The sequence below is a fragment of the Lelliottia sp. GFLA7 genome (assembly GCF_056490165.1).
Genome location: NZ_JBWLAQ010000002.1, coordinates 171,429 through 194,629, shown reverse-complemented (window position 1 = coordinate 194,629; position 23,201 = coordinate 171,429). Strand labels below are relative to the sequence as shown.

The window sequence follows — 23,201 nt, the reverse complement described above, 5'->3', positions numbered from 1 at the left end:
AAAGGGGTAGAAAAAGGGGTAGTCATTCCTTCCTTAATTGACGGTACAAACTTCCTTCCTGATTGTCGGGTTCGCTGAGAAGCGTTTGGGTTCAGCCGTGAGGGGGGAATAAACACCCGGAAGATGTAATGCAAATTACTCTATTGTTATTATCCATAAAGTTATAGTGGATAATCTCTAACATTAAAACTTGATCTGTATCAACATATAACGCATATTGCGCGCGGTTATTTTAGATAAGGTGCACAAAATGACGTTGTATCAAAAAATGTTGGTCTTTTACGGAGTCATGGCGGCACTGTGCGCGCTCATCACCTGGTTTTTGTCTAAAGACCGTAAGCGGATTCGTTTTCTGAGCGCTGTCCTGGTCGGTTCTACCTGGCCTATGAGTTTCCCCGTCGCGTTGCTGATCTCCCTTTTCTGAACACGCTTTCACGTTTTTGCGCCGACATCTCAGACTCGTTAAATGCTGTCCGGCGCAGTGCTTCGTGGTGTCACGCCTGAAATAATCTATTCGTGACGATAATATGTCCAAACTCCCTTATCTTTAGTGATCTCTTCGTGTGATCCCTTCAAGGCTACGCGAAAATCCTATTATCCCTGCGCAGGCCAGAGATTTAGTCTCTATAGCCTCGACATTTATTTTGTTAATTTCGGCCGATTTTGATTTAGTGCTGAAGAAAAACCTATTTCCTCCGATATTAACGTAAGGCTTTCTAATGATTTGTCGACGTTAAGCGTACCTCTTAATTTCCAGGATGATCATTAGAGTTATTATAAAAGGGAGAGTTATGAAAATTAGCAACATGCGTGTTGGAACCCGCCTGAGTGTAGGTTTTTTTCTTGTATTATTTATGATGCTCATCATGGGGATGATTTCACGGCAATTAACGCAGTCGAACAGCACTAGCGTTAATACTATGATCTATCAGGATTTACAGAAGGAAAGACTGGTACAAGAATGGATTAACCTGGTTGACCGAAATAGCGGAAATACCATCGCCGCGATGGCAACGCAGGACCCGAAATTGCGAGAGCAAATTCTCAATAATATTAAAAATGACACTGCAAGAACCTCGGAAGTGCAATCCACCCTCAAGCCGCTTTTGCGATTTGAAAAAGGGAAAGCTTTTTTCAGCGCCATTCAGGAGACGCGAGGGAAATATCTTGTCCTGCGTAAAGAGGGGCTAGAGATGGCTGAGCAGGGAAAGTATGAAAATATGAGTGAATTCATATCTACCCGATTTATGCCCGTTACGCAGGAATATAACAAGACTCTGCGCTCGCTTCTTGAACTGCAAAACCAGATCATTAACGACACCCACGCCAGCATTAAGAAAGCGTCGAATCTCACCGAACTGGTGATTGTGTTGTCAGTCCTCTTCGGAATTGTATTGGGATCGTTAATCGCCTGGTATATCACTCGCAGTATTACGCGCCCGCTGAAGGAAGCCGTGACGGTAGCCAGCCGGGCAGCGCAGGGTGATCTGACGACAGACGTTAAGGTTCACTCAACGGATGAGCTTGGTCAGCTGATGAGCGCACTGAAAGAGATGGTGTCTGAGCTGGGATCAACGGTACTTCAGGTAAGACACGGGGCAGAAAGTATCTCTGTTGCGGCGGATCAAATTGATGCGGGTAACCAGGATCTGGCTTCTCGTACAGAAGAACAGGCGGCTGGCGTGGTCGAAACGGCTGCGACGCTTGAGCAGTTAACGTCCACGATCAAGAGTACGGCTGACAACGTCCGTCGTGTTAATGAGTTGTTCACGGAAACTGGACAGGTTGTCAAAATCAACAGCGATCGCATGCATGAAGTTTCAGCGGCCATGGAAGAGATTCATAAAGGCGCTGAAAAGATGGGCGATATCATTGCCGTTATTGAAGGCATCGCTTTCCAGACCAATATTCTGGCGTTGAACGCAGCCGTTGAGGCCGCCAGGGCAGGGGAACAGGGGCGTGGATTTGCCGTTGTGGCCGGAGAGGTCAGAACGCTGGCGCAAAGAAGCTCGGCTTCAGCCAAAGAGATCCGCGACATCATCAGCGCCTCCGTCAGCAAAATTGCCGATGGACGTGGGCTGGTTTCACAGGCCGATAACGGTATGCAGGAGATCGTAGATACGGTCTCAAGCGTCCATACCTTAGTGGATGAAATTGCGCGTGCCAGCCACGAACAGAGCGAGGGTATCACCCAGATCAATATCACAATGGGTCAGATTGATACCACGACGCAGCAGAACGCCTCTTTGGTTGAGGAATCCTCGGCTGCAAGTGGCTCGCTAAAAGAGCAGGCCCGCATCCTGATCGAAAGTATTCGGGTCTTTGTGCTGCGGGATTCAGACGTGAATAGCGCACCTGTGCGCACTCACGTTTCGCCAGCGCTGATACCAGGCAAACCGGCAGCCCCGCGCGGTTCCGAAAAGGACTGGCAGGCGTTCTAACCGTATTTTGATCTTAAAAGCAGAAGGGCCGCGATTGCGGCCCTTAACGTATAAACCCGCGCTTAAATTTTCAAGGTATCTATAACGATTCGCAGGGCGGGTGACACGTTGCGATGAGGGTAATACAGAAATAACCCGTCCATACGCAGGCTGTAACGCTGCATCACTCTGATCAGTGTCCCGCGCTCCAAATCATCGGCAATGAGTTCTACGGGAACATACGCCAGCCCAAGCCCTAGCCGTGCTGCTTGCGCTTCCATATAGCTGTCGGAAAAGACCCATTGTCCTTGAGGTCGGTGCATGATTTTTTTACCGTCATGAGCGAGCTCCCATTGGTACAAACTCCCATCGCCAAATTGATAGGCAATACAAGGATGTATCACTAAATCCGCTGGAGTTTGCGGAAAACCATAGCGACGAAAATGATCCGGTGTGGCGACGACGGCCATTTCCATATCAGGGGTAATCCGCACGGCGATCATGCCATTGCCGACTTCTGGCCCAAGGCGGACACCGGCGTCAAATCTCTCGGCGATAATATCGACGAACCGACTTTCATTCATCAGCTCAAGCCTGATGTCAGGATAGCGTTGTTTAAATACCGCGAGTTTTGGCAGGAGACACTTATCGATAGCGTGCTGGCTGGCGTTAATACGCACGGTGCCGGACGGGGTCTGGCGATAATGTGCCAGGGTCGAAAACCCCCTGTCCAGAGCGTCAAAGCCGGACTCGGCGGTCTGGTAGAGTTGTTCACCTGCCTGGGTCAGCGAAAGCTTGCGCGTAGTGCGGACCAAAAGCTGGACGCCCAGCCTTTCTTCAAGATCGCGGACAGAGCGGCTTACTCCCGATTGCGCAAGTCCCAGTCGCTGTGCCGCCGCCGTGAAACTGCCTTCCCGCACAACCTGCATAAACAGGTGCAGCTCATTATAATTTTCCCGTTTCGCCATCGTTATGCCCTCCGGAATCTCACCGCGAGCCCTGCTCGCTCATGGGTTTTGATTTATCACAATCTGATATTAATCCTAGCATTATTACCCCTCTAATCAGCACTATTTCTGCTAACTATAATGGCCCCATTGAAACAAAGCACAGCAGCGTTGTCCGCATGAAACCTGTACCGATATCTTGTTTTTTAGGGGAGTTTGTCATGAATGCTCTGACCAGAAAATTGACAGCCGCTATGCCTGCCATACTGCTATGTGCATCATTAAGTGGAGTGACAACAATGAGTTATGCTGATACATCAAACCCGAACGCGCCCGTTTCGATGATTGATAAATGGGACAAGACTTTCGCCGAAAGTAACAAGGTGAATCACCGTAAGGTTTCATTCCAGAACCGTTATGGCATCACGTTGGTAGGCGATCTCTACATTCCGAAAGATCATGGCGATCGCAAGCTGGCCGCCATTGCCGTTAGTGGGCCGTTTGGCGCGGTCAAAGAACAATCCAGCGGTCTGTATGCGCAGACCATGGCTGAACAGGGGTTTGTGACGCTGGCATTCGATCCTTCCTACACGGGTGAAAGTGGTGGTAATCCTCGCAATGTCGCGTCTCCTGACATCAATACCGAGGATTTTAGCGCGGCAGTTGATTTCCTCGGGTTACAAAAAGAGGTAGATCGCAACCGGATCGGTATTCTTGGCATCTGCGGATGGGGCGGTATGGCCCTGAATGCGGCGGCAATGGATACCCGCATTAAAGCCGTCGCAACCAGCGTGATGTACGACATGAGCCGCGCGATGGGTCATGGCGTGGGCGATGGCAAAGACCGTTATACAACAGCCGATCGCCACGCCGTGCTCCAGTATCTGAATGAGCAGCGCTGGAAAGATGCAGAAAACGGCACGTTCGCTCATGGCGGGCATGATATTTATGTCGATGAGAAAGGCAACGTGACCGCGTCTGAGCGTATTCTGCCAGAAACGTTACCCGCAAATCCGCACCCGGTATTGAAAGAGTTCTTCGATTATTACCGGATGCCGCGCGGATTCCATGAGCGCTCGGTGAACTCCACGGGGGCATGGACTGCGACAACGCCGTTATCGTTTATGAATATGCCGCTTCTGAGTTATGCCAAAGAAATTACGATCCCAACGCTTATCGTGACGGGTGAAAATGCCCACTCACGCTATTTTGCAGAAGATGCGTATAAAGCCGTCGGCAGCAAAGATAAAGCGTTAATCGTGGTGCCAGGCGCAAACCATGTGGATTTATATGACAATGTCGCCAGCAAAATACCGTTTTCCCAGTTTAAAGAATTCTTCGAAACCCGTTTAAAATAATAATCGCGTAACGTCTGAATAAAAGGCCATCTGCATTACGCAGGTGGCTTTTTTATAGGTTTCGTTTCAGCGCTTTCAGTAATTTGGCGAGCGTCAGCAATGGCAGTAATTGTCGCGAACGTACGATTATATTCGTTATTAATACCAACACACTTCAGCCATGACATTATCATTATTTATATTAAGGGCGGTAATTTTCCCTGAAATTAATGTAACGGTTAACGGTTTTCCTCATTTGTCCGTAATAACACAAGAGAAACCACATCGGGTCTGATGCAGTTTTTTGCTCACGATTCGGTGGCGAACAACCTTCAAAAATCGTTTTCCTTCATACATCCGCCCAAATTTTCATCACTATTTTCAGGCAAATTAACAACATGCCGCAAACCGTGATCGGCACACTCCATAAAAAGAAACGGTGGTGCTAGTTTTACAAAACTATAAACCAAAATGATGAAAGGATATCGTTATGTCCACTCGTACTCTCCCTCTGTGGGTCGCGGCGGCGGCTGTCGGCATATTACCTTTTCACCTCGCGCAGGCAGCGAGTTCAGTAAAGTTTCCGGATAAACTTTGTAATATCACGCAATACGGAGCTGAAGGCCATCGCCTGCAAATTGCGCTGAATACTGAGGCCATTCAAAAAGCCATTGATGATTGCGCTGCCGCGGGTGGCGGGACCGTACTGGTGCCGAAGGGCAATTTCTTAACCAGTCCGCTGTTTCTGAAAAACAACATTCAGCTGAAGTTGGAAAAAGACGCCACGCTGGTGGCTTCAACCGAAGTCGCTGCATATCGTGCAGATGAGAAATCGAAATATGCCGAAGCGGAAAACGGCTGGCTGCCGTTTATCAGTATTGCAGACGCGCAAAACGTCGCTATCGTCGGTGAAGGAACCATCGACGGCCAGGGCGCTGTGTGGTGGGAGCGCTGGAGAGAAAACATCCGCGCGACCGGTAAAAAAGGCGGTACCGACCGTCCACGGCTGATTTACATCACGCGTTCACATAACGTTCTGATCGATGGCGTCACATTAACCCATTCGCCAAGCTTCCACGTCGTGACTCGCTATGCGCACGATGTTGATATCAACGGTACGCGAATTCTTTCTCCATGGCATGCGCCAAATACGGACGCCATTGATCCTATCGACAGTCAGAATATTCGTATCACCAATAACTATATCGATTGCAATGACGATCATATCGCCATCAAAGCTGAAAAATCCGATCCCCGTTTCCCGGATGGCGTGGTGGATAACATCTATATTGCCAATAATACCTTGAAACAAGGCCGCGGAATTTCCATTGGCAGTGAAAGTGCAGGCGGCGTGAATAACGTGTTAGTGGAAAATAATACCTTTGAAGGATCGATGTACGGCATCCGAATTAAAAGTCCGCGCGGGAAGGGCGGTGAGGTAAAAAATATTGTGTATCGCAACACCAAAATGCACAACGTCGAAGTACCCCTTGTCTTTTCCGCCTATTATAAAGCCGCGCCTATTGTTGAAGCTGAAGTTGAAAAATTGCTTCAGGAGGGCGGTTTTACGCTCGGCGAACAAATTTATCCGCCAGACAGCGATCCAAAACAGCCCTTCGACAAATATAAAACGCCGCACTTCAGTAATATCACCGTGGAGAATTTAACCTCTACTGGCGATAGTAAAGCGGCCGCCTATATCATTGGTACGCCGGAAGCCCCGCTCAGCGGTTTCCACTTTACGAATGTCAATATTGAGGCCGCCCAGGGACTGCGCATTCGTCATGCCGAACTGGAAACCAAAGGGCTTAATCTGAGCGTGAAAGAAGGGCCGAAGATCAAGAAAGATGCTGGCGCTATCGTTCAAGAATAACGTGCCGTAAAAGGACGACTGCACGCTAACCGTGCGCTGCGTACAGTCTGTCCTGCTCACCATCACACCGTGTCAGGCCGCTGTTCCATGTCCAACGCGCTTGCGCTGGCGGGATCAAACAGCGAAAGGCTTTCAATCTGATCCAGCATAATTACCCTGCGGAACGCCATTGCGCTTCTGGGTTCTGAATCGAGCGTAATGTCATGTTCGGCGTACCACTTGCTGTAGTTGTGCTCAATACGCATATCCATTTTCTTGCCATCACGATAGCCGCTGAGCATCGGGATCAGTACGATATTCGCCGTCTTTTCATATTCCAGCGTCGCGGTATGTATCATCCCGATATAAATCCGCCGCGATTTAAGCGTCACCATCGCCAGTTCGCCTTCTTCCATACATTGATAAAGCAGCTGTTCGATGCCGCTCGAACGCGCCAGGCGTTTATACAACTGTTTCCTGCCTTCGCCGTCCAGCCGGGCGCTGCCAGCCCAGTTGGAACGATAAAGACAAAAGATGATCGCAAAGGCCAACATGAGGATCACCGGAGCCTGAATACCCAAAAAGCTCCAGTTCATAAAATCGATTTGCCAGTTGGCGTAGTGTTGCGAGGTAAAATGGAACCGATTATCGGCGAAAGAAAGCCCAAGCAGCAGCAACCAGAGCAGCCCGGTGGCGATCACGCCCTGCAACACGAAAATACAGCCATACAGAGCGACAAGAAAATAGACATCCCAACCGAAGGAGCGCTTGATTTTAAAACGGGTGGAGAGATCGCGACTGGTATACCAATATCCGCAGACCATCAGCACCATAAATATTGCCGTTCCCATATTAAGCCCTCTTCAGAGCATTAACGTGGCGCAGGAAGTCTTGCCGCACCTCTTTGCTCTTGAAGTTAACCGAGGCATTTCCATCCTGGTCAATAATAATACGGTCACCGTCCTCAACAGCTTCAATAATCTCCTGCTGACTCATCACCTGCAGTAACGACTCTGGGCTGGAGAAAACCGACATGAATAAGCGTTTCATCGCCTGGCATCCTTATAAACAAAAAGGATAAGCCTGGTCGACTCATGCCGGTGTCGCCATAAGGTAATCCTGAAAATCTATATTTTATTGGGACTGATGGAGGAGAACGAATGGTTGGTTGGGGAAAGGGGAATTTTCCGCTTTTGCTTTTGGCCGATGTTATTCGATACGTGGCGTGACGGCAAAAGCGGACATAATTCAACGAGATTCGTGAAAGAAACTCGTGTTAGCAATCTCTAGAGACGTTATTTCGTCGCGAGTTCTCTGCGGATAATCTCAGCACCGGCACTCAGTGCATTGAGCTTGCCGTTGGCAACCTGACGAGAGAGGGGCGCCATACCGCAGTTAGTCGAAGGATAGAGTTTGTCGGCATCAACAAACTGAAGAGCTTTTCGTAATGTACTGGCCACTTCTTCTGGCGTCTCAATGGTATTGGTCGCCACGTCGATGGCACCGACCATCACTTTTTTACCGCGAATCAGCTCAAGCAGATCCATAGGAACGTGTGAATTGTGGCATTCCAGTGAAATGATATCGATATTCGAGGTTTGCAGTTTTGGGAAAGCCTCTTCGTACTGTCGCCACTCCGATCCCAGCGTCTTTTTCCAGTCGGTATTGGCCTTGATGCCGTATCCGTAGCAGATATGGACAGCCGTTTCGCACTTAAGGCCTTCGATGGCGCGTTCTAAGGCCGCAATTCCCCAGTCATTCACCTCGTCAAAGAACACATTAAAGGCGGGTTCATCAAACTGGATAATATCGACACCCGCAGCCTCTAACTCTCTGGCTTCCTGGTTGAGAATTTTGGCAAACTCCCAGGCCAGTTTTTCGCGGCTTTTATAGTGATTATCATAAAGCGTATCGATCATCGTCATCGGCCCAGGCAACGCCCATTTAATCGGCTGCGTGGTGAGCTGACGCAAATATTTGGCATCTTCAACAAACACGGGCTTCTGGCGAGCGACTGCACCGACGACTGTTGGAACGCTGGCATCATAACGATTGCGGATTTTAACAACCTCGCGTTTCTCAAAATCCACGCCGCTGAGATGCTCGATAAAGGTCGTGACAAAGTGTTGACGGGTTTGCTCGCCATCACTGACGATATCGATGCCGGCCCGCAGCTGATCGTCCAGAGATAAACGCAGTGCGTCCTGTTTTCCCGCGATTAATTCTTCATTTTCCAGTTTCCACGGAGACCACAGGGTCTCCGGTTGAGCAAGCCAGGACGGTTTAGGTAAACTGCCAGCCGTCGATGTTGGGAGCAATGTTTTCATAACAGGTGACCTTTTTATTTTTAATTAATTAAAGCGCACAAGGAGCAGAAAATTTCTCAAGTATATTTTTATAGGGTTTGATGAAATGCGTTTCAGTAAATTTCCCCTGCTCAATCGCTAACTGGCTGCGTTCTTCTCGATCGTAAACAATTTTGGTTAATGAATGATCCTGATTATTCAGGTTAGGCTGATAATATTGCCCAGCGACCGAGTTAGCATTGTAAATTTCAGGGCGATAGATTTTCTGGAATGTCTCCATGGTGCTGATGGTGCCGATCAGTTCAATAAACGTATAGTCATTCAGCAGATCACCGGAGAAAAAGAAGGCCAACGGCGCAGCGCTGTTTGGCGGCATAAAGTAGCGAACCTGCAAACCCATTTTTTTGAAATATTCTTCAGTCAGCGAAGAGCCATTTTGCGCGTATTCAAAGCCCAAAACAGGGTGCTCATTTCCGGTGCGTTCATAGCTGTTTTTATTCGAAACGCTCAGGCAGATCACCGGAGGCTTGCTGAAGTTGGCTTTGTATTCGCTTGAATTTGCGAAATATTTGAAGATGTTGCCATGCAAATCGCCAAAATTAGCGGGAATGGTAAACTCAGCCTGATCTTTATTGTGATCCAACAGCACCACGCTAAAGTCATAATCACGCACGTAGGAAGAGAAATTATTACCGACAATCCCTTCGATACGCTGATGCGTTTTCTTATCCAGAATATTGGTTTTCAGTATTTCAATCGCAGGGAAGTGAGTGCGATTACCATCAACATCAATATTCATCTCAACGGTGATGATGTCGAGTTCGACAGAATAACGATCGCCTTTAGGATTATCCCAGTGCGCTAATGTGTTGAAGCGATTGTCAATCATCGCCAATGTATTGCGTAAATTCTCCTGACGGTTTTGGCCGCGCGCCAGATTTGCAAAGTTAGTGGTAATACGCGTATTTTCTGAAGGGTTATAATTCTCATCGAAGCGACTGTGCTTAATTGTGAATGTGAAATTTTTATTCATAGTAATCTCGCTTCCAGAGTGCTGATATAAAAAGTGCTGACATAAAAACTGATTTTATTTGAGGATGTTCCAGAATGTGGATGATCCGTTTTCATGTTGCCAATTCGTTAACATTGCATCTTTTATGCCAGAGCCGATGGGCGAGGGGAAGCGACTAAATTTCACGACAACATGAGGTTTCTTCATGATCGCGGTCACGCGCAAATTTTGTCATGCTAAAGCGGTTTAAACCCGCGCGACGTACAGCGGGAATCAGTGAGGTGGACAGGCTTGCGGGGGAGATAAAACAAACGGAAGGAATGAGACCCCTGACAGAGCCTCAATCAACGCAATTTTAATGTGTGATTACTGCCTGACGGCCACAACCATCTCAAGCTCAATGGGCGCTCCGCGAGGCAGTTCGGCGACGCCAACGGAAGTGCGGGCGTGTTGTCCGCGGGCGCCAAGTCGTTCAACGAGCCGATCGGACGCGCCATTCATCACCTGCGACTGCTGAATAAATCCTGGCGCTGAAGCGATATACCCCACCACTTTCAACACCTGCACGATTTTATCATCACCACCCACCGCCTGTGCGACTGCATCCAGGCACAAATCTGCGCAAAACGCGGCCGCCTCCTGTGCACTGGCGAGATCCACCTCAGCGCCGACCTTACCGGTGTACAGCAACGTTTCTCCCCGGCGCGGCAGCTGACCGCTCACGTACGCCAGACCATCCTGAATAATGACAGGGACGTAATTCCCCCCTGGCGTGTTTAGCGTATCTGTCATCATTCCTCCTGCGCCAGGCGCTATTTTACAATTGCCAGTAACGTTTTACGCGCTGCAGGCGTGATGTCGTGCGGATGTTGATACCCAATATTTTCAATTGCGCGCGTGTAGAGTGCGACCAGCCAATCATAGACATAAATCGTCGCAGCATGAACCGGTTGCTCGCCCAGGCGGGTGAGTCGTGGCGTTGTGTTGCTGACCACTGGCGTCACGAAAATAGCCTGACCTTTACGCACGCGGCTCGCCGGGCGAGACGACTCAGGGGTCTGCGCGTAACCGAGCCAGCCGATGAAATTCCCAATCGCTGCGTGCAGCTGGGCGGCGCTGCTTTTATCCGCTTCGACAATGGTCTGCAGCATCTTCGGAAGATCCAGTCGGTAGCTGCTCAACACCAGCGTATCCGCTATCTGCGGCAGCACGTTGATGTCCAGGCCCAGTCTGCTGGCCACCGCGTCATTGCGACTCCACTGACGCAGATGATTGACCCAAACGCGATGCGCCAGACGCGCTTTATCTTTGGTCTGGTAAACATCACCAGCCTCGCTGGCATTATCAGCAAACAGGTCGATAACGTCGGTGAAAAGCCCGTTAACCTGTTCTTCACGCGGCTGCTGAACGGCAAGCAGCGTTTCGAATGCTTTAAGCGGGGGCAGCAAGCCCTCCAGCAGTTCGCCGTGGCGCGCAGCACTATTCTGTAATGCGCGGACCATGGCTTCAGCCTGAGTGCGCTGTGCTTCCGGTTTTACTGTCGCAGGCGCGAGATAGCTCTGCATCAAGGCACGTCGTTCACGTTGCTGTGCTGTTTTCAAAGCCTGAAGCCGCGACTGACGCTGTGTGGGGAGCGTCGCCTGTATCAGCCATTCCACGACGCGCTGCATGCTGTGTGCATCAAGAGCCTGCAACGTCCCCCAACGCTGGCCCGGTTTACCGAGCAGCTGTTGTACGGCTTCATCCAGATTTTGTTTGGTGGTGAAGCGCGCATCATGCGGGGTGATCGCCCAGACCAGCCCCGGCAGCGCAGACTCTTCACCCGCTTGCGTCTCTTTGACCCAGTTGAGCAGGGCTTTTGCCGTTTTGGCGGTCTGCTCGTGCTGCGCGGTCGCGTTGCAAATCACCAGCACATCCGGCTGCATCTGCTGGCGATAATGCTCCAGCAACCAGACATATTTTGCCTGCGCCAGCGGCGACAATTCGGTATCGGAAGGGGCAGGGATATCAATAATATCGACATTTTCCAGCACGCTGTTTTCAACCGGGAGGACCAGTTCGCGGGTCAAAAACGCCAGGACGTCGACGGGAATACTGATGGCATTCAACATCTCGCCGTCGTTCAGCGGATGCAGCACGGCCTCCTGCGCTTCAGGAGAGGTGAACTCACCGCGCGTCAGGAATCCCTCGCTCGGCAGGCCAAAATTATCAACCAAAAGACTCAACGGCGCGGCCAGTTCGCTGGCATGGCCGGTTTGATGCAGAACGTGCGCCAGCTTCAGCCACTGCTGTGTCAGTTCCTGTTGCTCGCCCCATAACAGCGACCAGACGCTGGCGCGGGTGCTTAAATCAAGGGACGGAATGAGCTGCGCAAACTGGTGCCACAGGGCATCATCCATTTGCTGTTCTGATCCCGGTACGGTGCTTCGCCAGAATCGGGCTATGGCACCGACTTCTTGTACCGTCATTCCCGGCACACCCTGCGGCTGACGCAGTGCGCGCCATTTTTCCACACGCGCTTCTATGACCGATTTCTCAACCGGACGAATCAACCCCTGCACGGTAGTGCGCGCAATGAAAAGTTGAACCAGCTCGGCTTCGGTAACAAGACTCAAACGGATAGGGAAAGCATCGTCCATCACCGCCGGTGTGAACGGGGTAAAGCGCACGGCCATATTGGTCAGCGCATGCCCGGGATTCAGGTGTGAAAAATAGTCAAAGGTACGTAAACCGGGCGCGACATCCAGTCGTCCGCTGCCGCTTCCGCACAGCGCAACCAGCAGATGCGCTTTGGCGGCCTGAGAGTGACCATACAATCCGATACTGCTGTGCCCGGCGATAGCGCGGTCCAGCGCCTGTTCACGCGCCTGCACCGAGGTCAGTCGGGCCAGCAGCGCGTCGGCGTCATTATCCAGCATCGGGGCGTGCAGGCGCGTCTCATTGATCCACCCGATTAAGGCCTGAGTGGTGGCAGTCTTCGCTGTCATTTCAGATATACGCTCCCGCTGTCGATCCAGTAATGACTTCCGCTATGACGGCGGTCAGCCAGGGTATTCAGTTTAAAGGTTAATGCATCAGGCGGAACCGGAGTACCGTCCTGTAGCCAGGCATCGCTCAGCTCAAAGGCTTCCGGACCTTCTTGTTTAGTTCCACCGGTCAACTTAAGGCGCACGTTCAGCACGCCGTCTCCGGCGATGGCTTTTGCCAGTTCCGCAGAGTTAATACTCAGGGTATACAGCGGCGTAGCTGGCCAGCGTGCGTTTTCCAGCTGACGGAATCCCAGCGTCACGTTGCCGCGCAGTGGAAAATGCAGTTTGGTGTCGAGCTTCGCGCCAGGTTTGTCCAGATCGATATTCTGATACCAGACGTTTTCCTCGCGCAGCGTATTAACCGTGTTGTCCAGTACACCCAGATAACGCACGGTAGAGTAAGCGCCAATATCGGCCGCCTTAAAATTAAAGCGCGGCAAACGCAGGTCGAGGGCGAGGCTGCACAGCATTGCCCCGACCGCCGCGGTTGATTTTGGATTGCCAATTCGGCCTTGCTGACTGAACGGATACCACTCATGGACGCGGTATTTATCCAGCCAGACGATGCGGTTCACCGGCACCGGTTGCAGGTGGCGAATCAATGCCTGAACGCCTGGCAGGCAGCCTGGGCGTCCGGTGATCAGTAAAATATCGCAGGTATAATGTGAAATCGCTTCACAAACCGCGTGCAACGGGGCGGCCAGCGTAAACTGTCCCGCCAGCATCGCATCCTGCATTTCATGGAAATTCACGTGCAGCGGAACGGCAAACAGATCAAAGGCGGCAGAGCCTGCGGGCAGCGCATGATCAATTGCTTGTTGCAGATAGTTCATCACGTTGCGCGTTGGTGTTTGCGACAGCAGATCGCCGAAGGTGGCATGCAAACCCGCCAGCGGATCGTCGATATCACTGCTTTCCCAGGCCGCCAGAATGGCATGGCCAATCGGCATAAACAGCTGCAACGCCGTTTGCTGGCGCAATACCGCCTGGGTATCAATGCGTCCGGAATCGCCAAACAGCGACGCCATCAGCAGGGACGCGTCGGCAATGCCGGATTTCTGCAACTGCGTTTGCAGCGCAGGCAGGACGTAGCGCTGAATCACATCCAGCAGCGTGTCATCGCCCGCCACTTTAAAGCCTTCACGGAACAGCAGCTGCGGGGTGATTTTCACGTTATTGCCGGAGCCATCATCAAGCTGATAATGGGTGATCGCCATATCGGTCGTGCCGCCGCCGATGTCAATCGAGGCGACACGCAACGCACGGCCTGGCGATGCATTCGGTTCGGCTTCGCGATCCGGACGGGCGAGGGAAGCAAAGAACGCTTCCGTCTGACCGCCGAAATGGGAAATGGCTTCGTTATAGAGCCACACCAGTTGTCCGCAACTCGCTTCGTCCCATTCCATCTGGATTTCCGGAACGGGAATTACGCTTTTATCCTGCTGTTTGCGGCTGGCAAAATCCTCATCCTGCGGGTGCCAGCCCATCGCTTTCCAGACAATTGCGATAGCTTCAAACATACGGCGGCGGAATATTTCGCGCTCTTGTTTTGGCATGGCTGACGGCAGGGTGAGGATCAGCGTGCGGAGCTGTCGCGGCGAGGCCGGGAAGCCCAGACGCAAGCGCGTGGCGACGCTGTTGATCTGACCCAGCGCCTGCGCGAGTAATTCACACAGCATATGTGTCATCAGCGTGCTGCGGCTGTATTGCGGTGAAAAGACCGGTAAGCGTTCATCCTGAGGCAGGGTAAACAGCGGTTGCCCGTCATCGTTCATTAGGTTCATCAGTGGGAAGGCGGTCGCCAGCGGCTCGCGCTGGGTTTTGCTATTCATCTGGCTAAAGCGCCAGTCCTGAACCACCGGCGTTTCATCCCACAGATAGCGGCGCGGGCTAGAAATGCCGCTGTTGCCTTCGGTTCCCAGGCGTTGCATCGCCAGCTTGCGCGCTTCATCGCCAACTCGGACGATAGACGGCCAGACGAACGCGTCTTCACGTCCGCTTTCGACCGAGAAATGCTGCTTGCCGAAACGGGCTTCAGAAAATTCAAGACGGCTGGTAAACAGGGGCTCGTTCAGGAACTGAGGTTCGCTTAACGAGCGCACCTGCAGTTCGGCTGTCTGGCGTAAACCGTCGTTGGCGTCACCATGATCTTCAATGATTACGCCGCAGGTGTGGGTGTTGCCGACATCCAGAATCAAATCGACGGGGATCGCCGGTGTGCTGAGCGTGTGCGTGACGAATTTGACTTCCGGGACGGTGATTTGCTCGCCCAGCATGGTCATCAGGTTGAGCCAGTGGGCCTGATACTCAAAGCCGCGCATGGCCTGTTGCAGGTCGCGATCCGAGCGGTTTTCTACGCCCGTGGCATAGCCGGTGAACGCTTCGCGCAACCAGCCGTCAATCCAGGTCTGATCGAGGAAATTCAGTACTTCCTCATCACGCCACGCCAGCGCGAAACGGGTGCCGTTGAGAATATCGTTCTCGACTGGCGACAATCCGTGGGTGGCGTGTTCGGCAATTTGACTGTCGAGGGCAAAGGTCACACGGTGGGTATTGCCTGCGCCGTCAGGGGTGTCGAGCTTACGCACCTGAACGCGCGCCCAGTTGTCCGGGCCGTCCACAAACGTACGCGGCGGGTTAAAGCGTAAGAAAGGCACCGGCAACCAGACGCCGTCGAGCACCGTCAGCGATTGATGCAGCAGGATCGTGTTTTCCGGCTTCACCACTTCAGGATGTCCGCCACTCGCGCCTGGCAGGGTATAGCGGCCATTCACCAAATCGTAATTCAGACGCAGCAGGGGACCGTTGGCGGTTTTACGCACAAAACGCCCGTGGCTGGCCGAGTCCTGCGGCGTCAGGCCGAAATCGAGAAACTGTACGCCGCTGTTCGCAATCAGCGTGACGCTTTGTTTGTAGTCGCAAAGATTTACCAGCATAGAATCAGGCACCTGCTTTCTTGAACGTCAGCGGAACGACGGTTTTGGCATCATAACGGGCAGTACATTCTGCCACGTCGTTAGTCCCTGCTTTACAGGCAATCTCTGGCATCGGGTAGCGAGAACCATCCGAGCAGCGCGCGTTGCCGCGACTTTTAATCATCAGCTCGCCGTTACTGTGCAGCCCCGAGAAAATGTCCGTTCGGCAAACAACATTATCGCCGTGAACCACACGCGCCGTGCCTTTATTGTTCTGAATTTGATAACGCATTGACGGTGGTTTGCCGGTAATGGGGTCTTTTACGTCAAGCAGTGCGCGCCAGGTCCCATTGAGGAATTTGGTCGAACCGGTTTTCACCTGCATGGCGTCCATCACCAGCGCATCTTTTGGAATAGCTGAAATGATCACTGCTTCTTCTACTGGCGCGGGCGTCATGGCGGGCGCGGCAACAGGCAAAATTTCGGCCTGATGGAGCGGCAAATTCATGGCGATTTCGGCTACTGGCTGTACCGGTTTTGGCGCGATAGCCACTGGCGCAGGCGCAGGCGCAGGTGTCGGAACAGGATCGGCTGACGGTGCCGCTTTCGGCCACAGCAGTGGTGCCGCGACGGCGGCGACAATCACCGCCGCAACCGGCAATGTCCAGAGTGGAACGCGACGCTTTTTCGTCACGGCGGCCGGTTCAGGCTGAGCGGGCGCAGTCGGCTCACTCGTTGCTAATTTGGCAGGCTGTGCATCGTACAAATCATCTTCCGTAACGCGCAGCACCGCCGTGGTTACAGGCGCTGGCACAACGGCTGGCGCAGGCGTTGGGGCAATCAGTGGAGCGTCCGCTTCCTCAAAGGTCACCACCGGAAGCTGTTCCGGTTCTGGCTCTTCTTCGACCGGAGAAGGCATCGGCTCAGGCGCGAGTGATTCGCGCAGGCAATCCAGAACATCCTCGCGCGCGTTCTCATTGAGGTTTACAAATCCCCAAAACGCGATAACGGGCTTGCCTTCAATCAGGAAAATAAAATTTTCACCGGGGAACTGGAATGCTTTGGAAAGCAAAGACCCAAAGAGCTGCTGCGCAGTTTTAGGCGACTGAAGGCTCTTTTTACTCAGCGATTCAACGCTGGAGATCGTGTTTTCCAGGTAGCGCAGGGCGCGGAAGCGCGCGTCTTCGTCGGCGGCGCTCCAGCCGGTGACCGCGCCATCCACGGGAGAATACCAGTCAACGCGATCGCCACCGTCGTTAACTTGCGGAATGGCCAGACAATCGACGATCGCCTGTTGTTTGCGCAGGCGAAGCGCCTCACGGATTTGCAATGCTGATTCAAATACGGCCTGACCGCCGCCGCCAACGGCCTGAAAATCATCCAGATTGCCGCTGCGTAAAAGTGTTTTTGCCACGATTTGGTCCTGTAGACTTTTTCACGCCTCTACTTTAACGAAATCGGAGGGCAAGCAAACGGGCGAAGAGACGCCAAAAGGGGTGATTTCTTAACGCATAGAAAATGACGGTAGTGCTTGACGAACAATGGCACTTAAGGCAAATCAATGCGCGGGTCGTGGCGAGAAAACCAGCGAAATTATCTGCTTTAGAATAACCTGATAGTGTTTCGTTATTTGCCACTGTTCCGTCCCTGTGCTGTTATTAACCCTCTATATAATAAAATTGAAAAGGCTTATAACCATGTCTACAGGGAAAACGCTGCTCGCATTCGCGCTGAGCACACTGTTACCGGCAAGTGCTGCGTGGGCGGCAAAAAGCGATACCATTATTTATTGCTCTGAAGCCTCACCAGAGTCGTTTAACCCGCAAATTGCCAGTTCAGGCCCGTCATTCGTCGCCAGCTCACAGGTGCTTTATAACCGTCTGATCAACTTTGATCCGGTGAAAAATACGCCGGTTCCTTCCCTGGCGGAGTCCTGGACTATTTCACCCGACGGCAAAACCTATACTTTTGCCCTGCGTAAAGGGGTGAAATTCAATAGCAACAAATTCTTCAAACCGACGCGCGATTTTAACGCCGATGACGTTATTTTCTCGGTGATGCGTCAGAAAGACCCTAAGCACCCGTACCATAATGTGTCGAAGGGCAACTACGAATACTTTAATGATGTCGGCCTGGATAAACTGATTCAGGACGTTAAAAAGGTCGATGATTATCACGTTCAGTTTGTATTAACCGAACCGAATGCGGCGTTCCTGGCGGACTGGGGAATGGACTTTGCTTCGATTCTGTCTGCGGAATATGCGGACGTGATGCTGAAAAAAGGCACGCCGGACAACGTGGACACCTGGCCTATCGGTACAGGCCCTTATGTGCTGCAACAGTACAAAGTCGATTCACTGATCCGCTATATCGCGAACCCAAATTACTGGGATGGCGAAGTGCCGACCAAGCACCTGATTTTCTCCATCACGCCAAACGTCGAAACCCGCCTGGCGAAGCTGCAAACCAACGAATGCCAGATCATTCCTGCGCCATCACCGGTGCAATTTGATGTGATTAAGAAGAATAACGATCTGGCGCTGCACTCTGTTGATGCGCTGAACGTCGGCTATCTGGCGTTTAATACCGAGAAAAAACCGTTTGATAACGTGCTGGTGCGTCAGGCGCTTAACTATGCCACGGACAAAAAAGCGATCGTGAACGCCGTCTTTATGGGCTCCGGTACGGTGGCGAAGTCACCGATTCCGCCAAATATGATGGGCTATGACAAAGAGTTGAAGGACTACAGCTACGATCCTGAGAAGGCGAAAACGCTACTGAAGCAGGCTGGGCTGGAGCAGGGCGCGGAAGTGACGCTGTGGTCAATGCCGGTTCAACGTCCTTACAACCCGAATTCCCGCCGTATCGCGGAGATGATCCAAAACGACTGGGCGAAAGTGGGTGTGAAGGCGAAGATTGTCTCCTATGAGTGGGGTGAATACTTGTCTGGTATGCGTAAAGGCGAGCATGATTCTGCGCTGTTTGGCTGGATGTCCGATAACGGCGATCCAGATAACTTTGCGGATGTGCTGCTGGGCTGTAACAGCATCAAAACAGGTTCAAATGCCGCGCGCTGGTGCGATAAGGGATACAATGATCTGGTGCAGAAAGCGAAGTTGACCAGTGACCCGGCCGCACGTGCCAAGCTCTACGGTCAGGCGCAGGAAATTTTCTACCAGCAAGCGCCGTGGATTGCGCTGGCGAACGGCAAAACCTTCTTCGCCACGCGCAGCAACGTGACGGGTTATAGCGTCAGCCTGATGGGCAGCGATTTCTCGAAAGCGAAGCTGAACTAATGAACATGTCCTCTCCCGAAAGGGAGAGGAAAGACACATAAGGAGTGACAATGTCACATCTGGATGAAGTGACAGCGCGTGTGGATGCCGCTGTGGAAGAAAGTGTTATTACGCATATGAATGAATTGTTGGTTGAGTTGAGCGAGGACGCGGAACTCAGCCGTGAAGATCGTTATACCCAGCAGCAGCGCCTGCGCAACGCCATTGCCCATCACGGCAAGCATTACAAAGAAGATGCCGAAGCGCGACAGGAGCAGCTCACCAAAGGCGGGACCATCCTGTAAAGTTTAAAACTGGCGTCGGGCAACCAGCCAGGCGCCAATCACCAGTAAAACCGCACCGCAAATCGGGCCGATCAGCGCACGCAGGGGGATTCCCTGACTTTTCAGCACGTCCATCACCAGCCCGCCAATTAACTGACTGGCCACCAGCACCGCAATTGTCGTGGCTGCTCCAACGTACTGGTAACCGCTTATACTCGCAAAGACAAAAAACGATCCCAGTAAACCTGGAATCAACGTCCACCAGCGAATTGTCGACGCCAGTTCGCTGAATCCCGCCACGCCATTTTTAATCAGTAAAATACTGACGAATAACACAATGCCGACCAGCGAATTCAGCAGCATCGCGATCAAAATGGTGGAAGATGACTGGGTGATGCGCACCATCAGCGTATTTTGCACCACCAGACCAATCCCGGCGGCGACCAGAAAGACCAGCGTCAATGACTGATTCATCAGATAGCGTCCGGGTCGATGCGCTCGTCAAGCTGGAGCTGCATAAAGGTGAGATCCAGCCAGCGGCCAAATTTGGTCCCGACCTGCGGCATTTGCCCGGTAATCACAAATCCGAGCGTCTTATGCAGGTGAATTGAGCCGTGATTTTGTGCCTCAATTCCCGCCACCATAACGTGTTTGCCGATATTTCGCGCTTCACCAATCAGCGCTTTCATCAGCTCACGGCCAATTCCTTTGCCCTGATGGTCGGGGTGAACGTAGACCGAATGTTCGACCGTATGGCGAAATCCGTCAAATGCACGCCAGTCGCCAAATGACGCATAGCCCGTGACCACGCCATTTTCTTCACTGACCAGCACCGGATACCCCATCAACGTGCGAGCTTCAAACCACGCAATGCGGTTCTCGGTATCGACGGTGGTGTCATTCCAGATAGCGGCAGTGTGCGCAACGGCGTGGTTATAAATCTCGCCGATAGCGGCGCAATCTTCTTTACTGGCATGGCGGATGATCATGAGGACCTCAGAATAGAGTGTTCACTATAGTGGTACACTTTTATCACAATATTATATAAACGACGTTGGAAAACACGACAGCATAAGCCATATTTTTTTGTTATGAACAGGGCGTTGAAATCGATTTCATACACTATAGTATGACGTCATGAATACTATGCCAGACGATATGAATCACCGGATCAGTGCGCGCATTCGCCTCGAGCGCGAATCGCGCGGCTGGTCACTGAGCGAACTCGCCGAGCGGGCGGGCGTGTCTCGCGCCATGATCCACAAGATTGAACGCAGTGAAAGCAGCCCGACAGCGACGCTTCTGGCCCGTCTTTCCGGTGCGTTCGGTATCAGCATGTCGACGTTGATTGCCCGCGCGGAAATGCAAGAGGGCAAACTGCTGCGCTTCGCGAATCAACCGGTCTGGCGCGATCCGCAAAGCCAGTATCTGCGACGTCATGTTTCACCGCGTACCGATTTGCCTATCGATTTGGTCCAGGTTGAGCTCCCGGCGGGCAGCGATGTGCCTATGCCTGCGTCCTCGTATGCGCTGGCGCGGCAGCTGATCTGGTTGCAATCGGGCGAACTGGTGTTCCAGGAGGGAGAGACCCGCCATGAAATGCAGGCGGGGGATTGTCTGGAATTGGGGCCGCCCAACGACTGCCGATTTATCAATGAACGCCAGCTGCCATGCGTTTATCTGGTGGTTCGGCTGAATCAATCGGGCTCGTAATGTTAAGGCAGTCACCGCAAACAGGGTCTAGTCTTAAAGGTCATTTGTAAAAAAAGGAGCGAACCATGAGTCAATCTGCAAAAACAAACCGTCGTCTGGTGCTAGCGTCACGCCCGCACGGTGCGCCGGTTGCGGACAATTTTCGCTTAGAAGAACAATCCGTCCCTGCGCCAGCTGAAGGGCAAGTGTTGCTGCGCACCATCTGGCTGTCACTCGATCCCTACATGCGTGGTCGTATGAGCGATGCGCCGTCTTATTCGCCGCCAGTTGAAATTGGCGCGGTGATGGTGGGCGGTACGGTCAGTCGCGTGGAGCAATCCAGGCACCCCGATTATAAAGAAGGTGAATGGGTGCTGAGCTACAGCGGCTGGCAGGAGTATGACCTGTCCGACGGCAAAGGGCTTGTTAAGCTTGGCGAAAATCTTGAGCATCCTTCGTGGGCGCTTGGGATTCTGGGGATGCCGGGCTTTACGGCGTACATGGGGTTGCTGGATATCGGTCAGCCTAAATCTGGCGAGACGTTGGTGGTCGCCGCTGCAACCGGACCGGTCGGCGCAACCGTCGGGCAAATCGGCAAAATTAAAGGCTGTTACGTCGTTGGCGTGGCAGGCGGCGCGGAGAAATGCCGTCATGCCGTTGAAGTGCTGGGATTCGATCGCTGTCTCGACCATCACGCTGATGATTTTGCGCAACAACTGGCGCAAGCATGCCCGGACGGCATTGACGTGTATTACGAAAACGTCGGCGGGAAAGTCTTTGATGCGGTGTTGCCGTTGCTAAACACCTCCGCGCGCGTCCCCGTGTGTGGCCTGGTCAGTGGCTATAACGCCACCGAACTGCCAGCCGGACCGGATCGTTTACCGTTGCTGATGGGGACAATTCTGAAAAAACGTCTCCGCGTGCAGGGATTTATCATCTCTCAGGACTACGGTCATCGTATTGATGAATTCCAGACCGAGATGGGGCGCTGGATTAAAGAAGGCAAAATTCACTACCGGGAACAGGTGACAGAAGGGCTGGAGAAAGCACCTGAGGCATTTATCGGGCTGCTGGAAGGTAAAAACTTCGGCAAAGTTGTCATTCGCGTCGCGAACGATAATGACTGAGGCTTATATGGCGGAATTATCCGCCATAATATATTCTTAATTTTTGACTATAATGTCTTTAATAATACAAGCATAGCCATCCACTCTCTCGATAGAGTGAGATGAGCGGTGTGAATTAACATCATTTTTAGGTCTTGATTTTTTTTGCGACATTCCCAACACCAGGCATGAAAATACAGGATATATCTGGCGAGCACCGTTAGGGGGCAAAACGGGGCGGTGAATAGCGCTTATTTTAAGCAGAAGGAAATTAACATGCTTGATTTGGAAAACTTGGAAAAAGCACAACGTCTGAGCCTCACTATGCAGGTGGAGGTCAGTCTTAAGGGAGCGCTGATTGCTGGCGCACTTAAACCCGGTGCGAGACTTATTACAAAAGAAATTGCTGATAAATTAGGCACCAGTATCACTCCTGTGCGTGAGGCATTGTTGCGACTGGTGTCTTCCGGGGCATTACAAGCGACCCCCGCTCAGGCATTTTTGGTACCGGAAATCACTCTGGAACGCTACACCGAAATTAACGCCATTCGTAAACAGCTTGAAACCATGGCGGTAGCGGCAGCATGTGAAAATATGTCTGCCAGCAAAGTACAAGAATTACGCGATCTGGCAGAGAAATTTCATGAAGCGATGCGTAACGGCAATGCACAACGTGCGTTGCATGCTAACCGCGTATTTCGCTTCAGGCTTTACGAATTTGCCCATATGCCAACGTTGACCTCGCTGATTGAACAACTTTGGGTGCGCATTGGTCCCTGTTTTAACTATCTTCATGAAGATGAACACGACATCGCGAAATACCCTTATCGTTACGATCAACTGCTGGACGATCTCGAGCGCGGTGATGTCGTTGCCTGTCAAAAAGCGATAGATAAACTGATTGATGAGTCAACAGCGCTCTTATTACAACAATATTTTAGTTAGGGAGTCATTTAATTCAGTTTTAGTTTTATATATAAACTATCTCCCTTCTTAATTATTTTCCCGGTGACGAATGTTTGCCGG

20 protein-coding genes are annotated in these 23,201 nt (G+C 51.9%); 9 read left to right on the top strand and 11 right to left on the bottom strand.

The window, feature by feature from the left end:
- Window positions 1-250 precede the first annotated feature (250 nt).
- Complete coding sequence (locus AC07RN_RS06355; protein ID WP_071818741.1) at window positions 251-424, top strand: GhoT/OrtT family toxin; 174 nt, start codon at window positions 251-253, stop codon at window positions 422-424.
- Window positions 425-791: 367 nt separating this feature from the next.
- Window positions 792-2,441 carry a methyl-accepting chemotaxis protein gene (locus tag AC07RN_RS06350; protein WP_478335910.1) on the top strand — a complete coding sequence of 550 codons (1,650 nt, stop codon included), beginning with the start codon at window positions 792-794 and terminating at the stop codon, window positions 2,439-2,441.
- A gap of 62 nt (window positions 2,442-2,503) precedes the next feature.
- On the opposite strand, the gene AC07RN_RS06345 is transcribed toward AC07RN_RS06350, so the two are convergent.
- Window positions 2,504-3,388 (bottom strand): LysR family transcriptional regulator, encoded by an 885-nt coding sequence (locus AC07RN_RS06345; protein ID WP_449554471.1) that lies wholly within the window; start codon window positions 3,386-3,388, stop codon window positions 2,504-2,506.
- Between the two features lie 200 nt (window positions 3,389-3,588).
- Between AC07RN_RS06345 and AC07RN_RS06340 the strand changes: the two genes are divergently transcribed.
- Both AC07RN_RS06340 and AC07RN_RS06335 read left to right on the top strand, forming a co-directional pair.
- Window positions 3,589-4,725: an alpha/beta hydrolase gene (locus AC07RN_RS06340; protein WP_478335909.1), complete on the top strand. Its 1,137-nt coding sequence runs from the start codon at window positions 3,589-3,591 to the stop codon at window positions 4,723-4,725.
- A gap of 469 nt (window positions 4,726-5,194) precedes the next feature.
- Window positions 5,195-6,577: a glycoside hydrolase family 28 protein gene (locus tag AC07RN_RS06335; protein ID WP_478335908.1), complete on the top strand. Its 1,383-nt coding sequence runs from the start codon at window positions 5,195-5,197 to the stop codon at window positions 6,575-6,577.
- A gap of 62 nt (window positions 6,578-6,639) precedes the next feature.
- On the opposite strand, the gene AC07RN_RS06330 is transcribed toward AC07RN_RS06335, so the two are convergent.
- The 8 genes from AC07RN_RS06330 to AC07RN_RS06295 form a co-directional block, all read right to left on the bottom strand.
- Window positions 6,640-7,407, bottom strand: a complete 768-nt coding sequence (locus tag AC07RN_RS06330) for a hypothetical protein (protein ID WP_012017504.1) — start codon at window positions 7,405-7,407, stop codon at window positions 6,640-6,642.
- 1 nt (window position 7,408) lies between these two features.
- The gene (locus AC07RN_RS06325) at window positions 7,409-7,606 is read right to left on the bottom strand and encodes a hypothetical protein (protein ID WP_407437904.1); all 198 of its coding nucleotides are present in this window, start codon (window positions 7,604-7,606) and stop codon (window positions 7,409-7,411) included.
- A 245-nt stretch (window positions 7,607-7,851) separates the two neighbouring features.
- Window positions 7,852-8,883: a methionine synthase gene (locus AC07RN_RS06320; RefSeq protein ID WP_012017503.1), complete on the bottom strand. Its 1,032-nt coding sequence runs from the start codon at window positions 8,881-8,883 to the stop codon at window positions 7,852-7,854.
- A 28-nt stretch (window positions 8,884-8,911) separates the two neighbouring features.
- Window positions 8,912-9,895: a DUF1852 domain-containing protein gene (locus AC07RN_RS06315; protein WP_478335907.1), complete on the bottom strand. Its 984-nt coding sequence runs from the start codon at window positions 9,893-9,895 to the stop codon at window positions 8,912-8,914.
- Window positions 9,896-10,240: 345 nt separating this feature from the next.
- Window positions 10,241-10,669 (bottom strand): RidA family protein, encoded by a 429-nt coding sequence (locus AC07RN_RS06310; RefSeq protein WP_478335906.1) that lies wholly within the window; start codon window positions 10,667-10,669, stop codon window positions 10,241-10,243.
- 17 nt (window positions 10,670-10,686) lie between these two features.
- Window positions 10,687-12,861 carry a virulence factor SrfC family protein gene (locus AC07RN_RS06305; RefSeq protein ID WP_478335905.1) on the bottom strand — a complete coding sequence of 725 codons (2,175 nt, stop codon included), beginning with the start codon at window positions 12,859-12,861 and terminating at the stop codon, window positions 10,687-10,689.
- Complete coding sequence (locus tag AC07RN_RS06300; RefSeq protein WP_478335904.1) at window positions 12,858-15,839, bottom strand: virulence factor SrfB; 2,982 nt, start codon at window positions 15,837-15,839, stop codon at window positions 12,858-12,860. The genes AC07RN_RS06305 and AC07RN_RS06300 overlap by 4 nt, the downstream gene beginning before the upstream one ends.
- Window positions 15,840-15,843: 4 nt before the next feature.
- Window positions 15,844-17,232, bottom strand: coding sequence for an SrfA family protein (locus tag AC07RN_RS06295; RefSeq protein WP_478335903.1), 1,389 nt, complete (start codon window positions 17,230-17,232; stop codon window positions 15,844-15,846).
- Window positions 17,233-17,515: 283 nt separating this feature from the next.
- On the opposite strand from AC07RN_RS06295, the gene AC07RN_RS06290 reads away from it, so the two are divergent.
- Window positions 17,516-19,114: an ABC transporter substrate-binding protein gene (locus AC07RN_RS06290; RefSeq protein ID WP_478335902.1), complete on the top strand. Its 1,599-nt coding sequence runs from the start codon at window positions 17,516-17,518 to the stop codon at window positions 19,112-19,114.
- 50 nt (window positions 19,115-19,164) lie between these two features.
- Window positions 19,165-19,398, top strand: a complete 234-nt coding sequence (locus tag AC07RN_RS06285) for a YdcY family protein (RefSeq protein WP_012017496.1) — start codon at window positions 19,165-19,167, stop codon at window positions 19,396-19,398.
- A gap of 3 nt (window positions 19,399-19,401) precedes the next feature.
- Here the strand turns inward: AC07RN_RS06285 and AC07RN_RS06280 are convergent, their stop codons facing one another.
- Both AC07RN_RS06280 and AC07RN_RS06275 read right to left on the bottom strand, forming a co-directional pair.
- The gene (locus AC07RN_RS06280) at window positions 19,402-19,851 is read right to left on the bottom strand and encodes a DMT family transporter (RefSeq protein ID WP_012017495.1); all 450 of its coding nucleotides are present in this window, start codon (window positions 19,849-19,851) and stop codon (window positions 19,402-19,404) included.
- On the bottom strand, window positions 19,851-20,366 hold the full coding sequence (locus AC07RN_RS06275; protein ID WP_478335901.1) for an N-acetyltransferase family protein: 516 nt from the start codon (window positions 20,364-20,366) through the stop codon (window positions 19,851-19,853). The genes AC07RN_RS06280 and AC07RN_RS06275 overlap by 1 nt, the downstream gene beginning before the upstream one ends.
- A gap of 148 nt (window positions 20,367-20,514) precedes the next feature.
- Here AC07RN_RS06275 and AC07RN_RS06270 point away from each other — a divergent pair, with 148 nt between their 5' ends.
- From AC07RN_RS06270 to AC07RN_RS06260, 3 genes are all read left to right on the top strand, one after another.
- Complete coding sequence (locus AC07RN_RS06270; protein WP_478335900.1) at window positions 20,515-21,090, top strand: helix-turn-helix domain-containing protein; 576 nt, start codon at window positions 20,515-20,517, stop codon at window positions 21,088-21,090.
- Window positions 21,091-21,155: 65 nt separating this feature from the next.
- Window positions 21,156-22,196, top strand: coding sequence for an NADP-dependent oxidoreductase (locus AC07RN_RS06265; protein WP_478335899.1), 1,041 nt, complete (start codon window positions 21,156-21,158; stop codon window positions 22,194-22,196).
- 255 nt (window positions 22,197-22,451) lie between these two features.
- Window positions 22,452-23,120 (top strand): GntR family transcriptional regulator, encoded by a 669-nt coding sequence (locus AC07RN_RS06260; protein WP_478335898.1) that lies wholly within the window; start codon window positions 22,452-22,454, stop codon window positions 23,118-23,120.
- Window positions 23,121-23,201 lie beyond the last annotated feature (81 nt).

Excerpts from the sequence above, each read along its gene's own strand:
- AC07RN_RS06355 (WP_071818741.1), top strand. The coding sequence starts at position 251 with ATGACGTTGTATCAAAAAATGTTGGTCTTTTACGGAGTCATGGCGGCA.
- AC07RN_RS06350 (WP_478335910.1), top strand. The coding sequence starts at position 792 with ATGAAAATTAGCAACATGCGTGTTGGAACCCGCCTGAGTGTAGGTTTT.
- AC07RN_RS06345 (WP_449554471.1), bottom strand. The coding sequence starts at position 3,388 with ATGGCGAAACGGGAAAATTATAATGAGCTGCACCTGTTTATGCAGGTT.
- AC07RN_RS06340 (WP_478335909.1), top strand. The coding sequence starts at position 3,589 with ATGAATGCTCTGACCAGAAAATTGACAGCCGCTATGCCTGCCATACTG.
- AC07RN_RS06335 (WP_478335908.1), top strand. The coding sequence starts at position 5,195 with ATGTCCACTCGTACTCTCCCTCTGTGGGTCGCGGCGGCGGCTGTCGGC.
- AC07RN_RS06330 (WP_012017504.1), bottom strand. The coding sequence starts at position 7,407 with ATGGGAACGGCAATATTTATGGTGCTGATGGTCTGCGGATATTGGTAT.
- AC07RN_RS06325 (WP_407437904.1), bottom strand. The coding sequence starts at position 7,606 with ATGAAACGCTTATTCATGTCGGTTTTCTCCAGCCCAGAGTCGTTACTG.
- AC07RN_RS06320 (WP_012017503.1), bottom strand. The coding sequence starts at position 8,883 with ATGAAAACATTGCTCCCAACATCGACGGCTGGCAGTTTACCTAAACCG.
- AC07RN_RS06315 (WP_478335907.1), bottom strand. The coding sequence starts at position 9,895 with ATGAATAAAAATTTCACATTCACAATTAAGCACAGTCGCTTCGATGAG.
- AC07RN_RS06310 (WP_478335906.1), bottom strand. The coding sequence starts at position 10,669 with ATGATGACAGATACGCTAAACACGCCAGGGGGGAATTACGTCCCTGTC.
- AC07RN_RS06305 (WP_478335905.1), bottom strand. The coding sequence starts at position 12,861 with ATGACAGCGAAGACTGCCACCACTCAGGCCTTAATCGGGTGGATCAAT.
- AC07RN_RS06300 (WP_478335904.1), bottom strand. The coding sequence starts at position 15,839 with ATGCTGGTAAATCTTTGCGACTACAAACAAAGCGTCACGCTGATTGCG.
- AC07RN_RS06290 (WP_478335902.1), top strand. The coding sequence starts at position 17,516 with ATGTCTACAGGGAAAACGCTGCTCGCATTCGCGCTGAGCACACTGTTA.
- AC07RN_RS06285 (WP_012017496.1), top strand. The coding sequence starts at position 19,165 with ATGTCACATCTGGATGAAGTGACAGCGCGTGTGGATGCCGCTGTGGAA.
- AC07RN_RS06280 (WP_012017495.1), bottom strand. The coding sequence starts at position 19,851 with ATGAATCAGTCATTGACGCTGGTCTTTCTGGTCGCCGCCGGGATTGGT.
- AC07RN_RS06275 (WP_478335901.1), bottom strand. The coding sequence starts at position 20,366 with ATGATCATCCGCCATGCCAGTAAAGAAGATTGCGCCGCTATCGGCGAG.
- AC07RN_RS06270 (WP_478335900.1), top strand. The coding sequence starts at position 20,515 with ATGAATACTATGCCAGACGATATGAATCACCGGATCAGTGCGCGCATT.
- AC07RN_RS06265 (WP_478335899.1), top strand. The coding sequence starts at position 21,156 with ATGAGTCAATCTGCAAAAACAAACCGTCGTCTGGTGCTAGCGTCACGC.
- AC07RN_RS06260 (WP_478335898.1), top strand. The coding sequence starts at position 22,452 with ATGCTTGATTTGGAAAACTTGGAAAAAGCACAACGTCTGAGCCTCACT.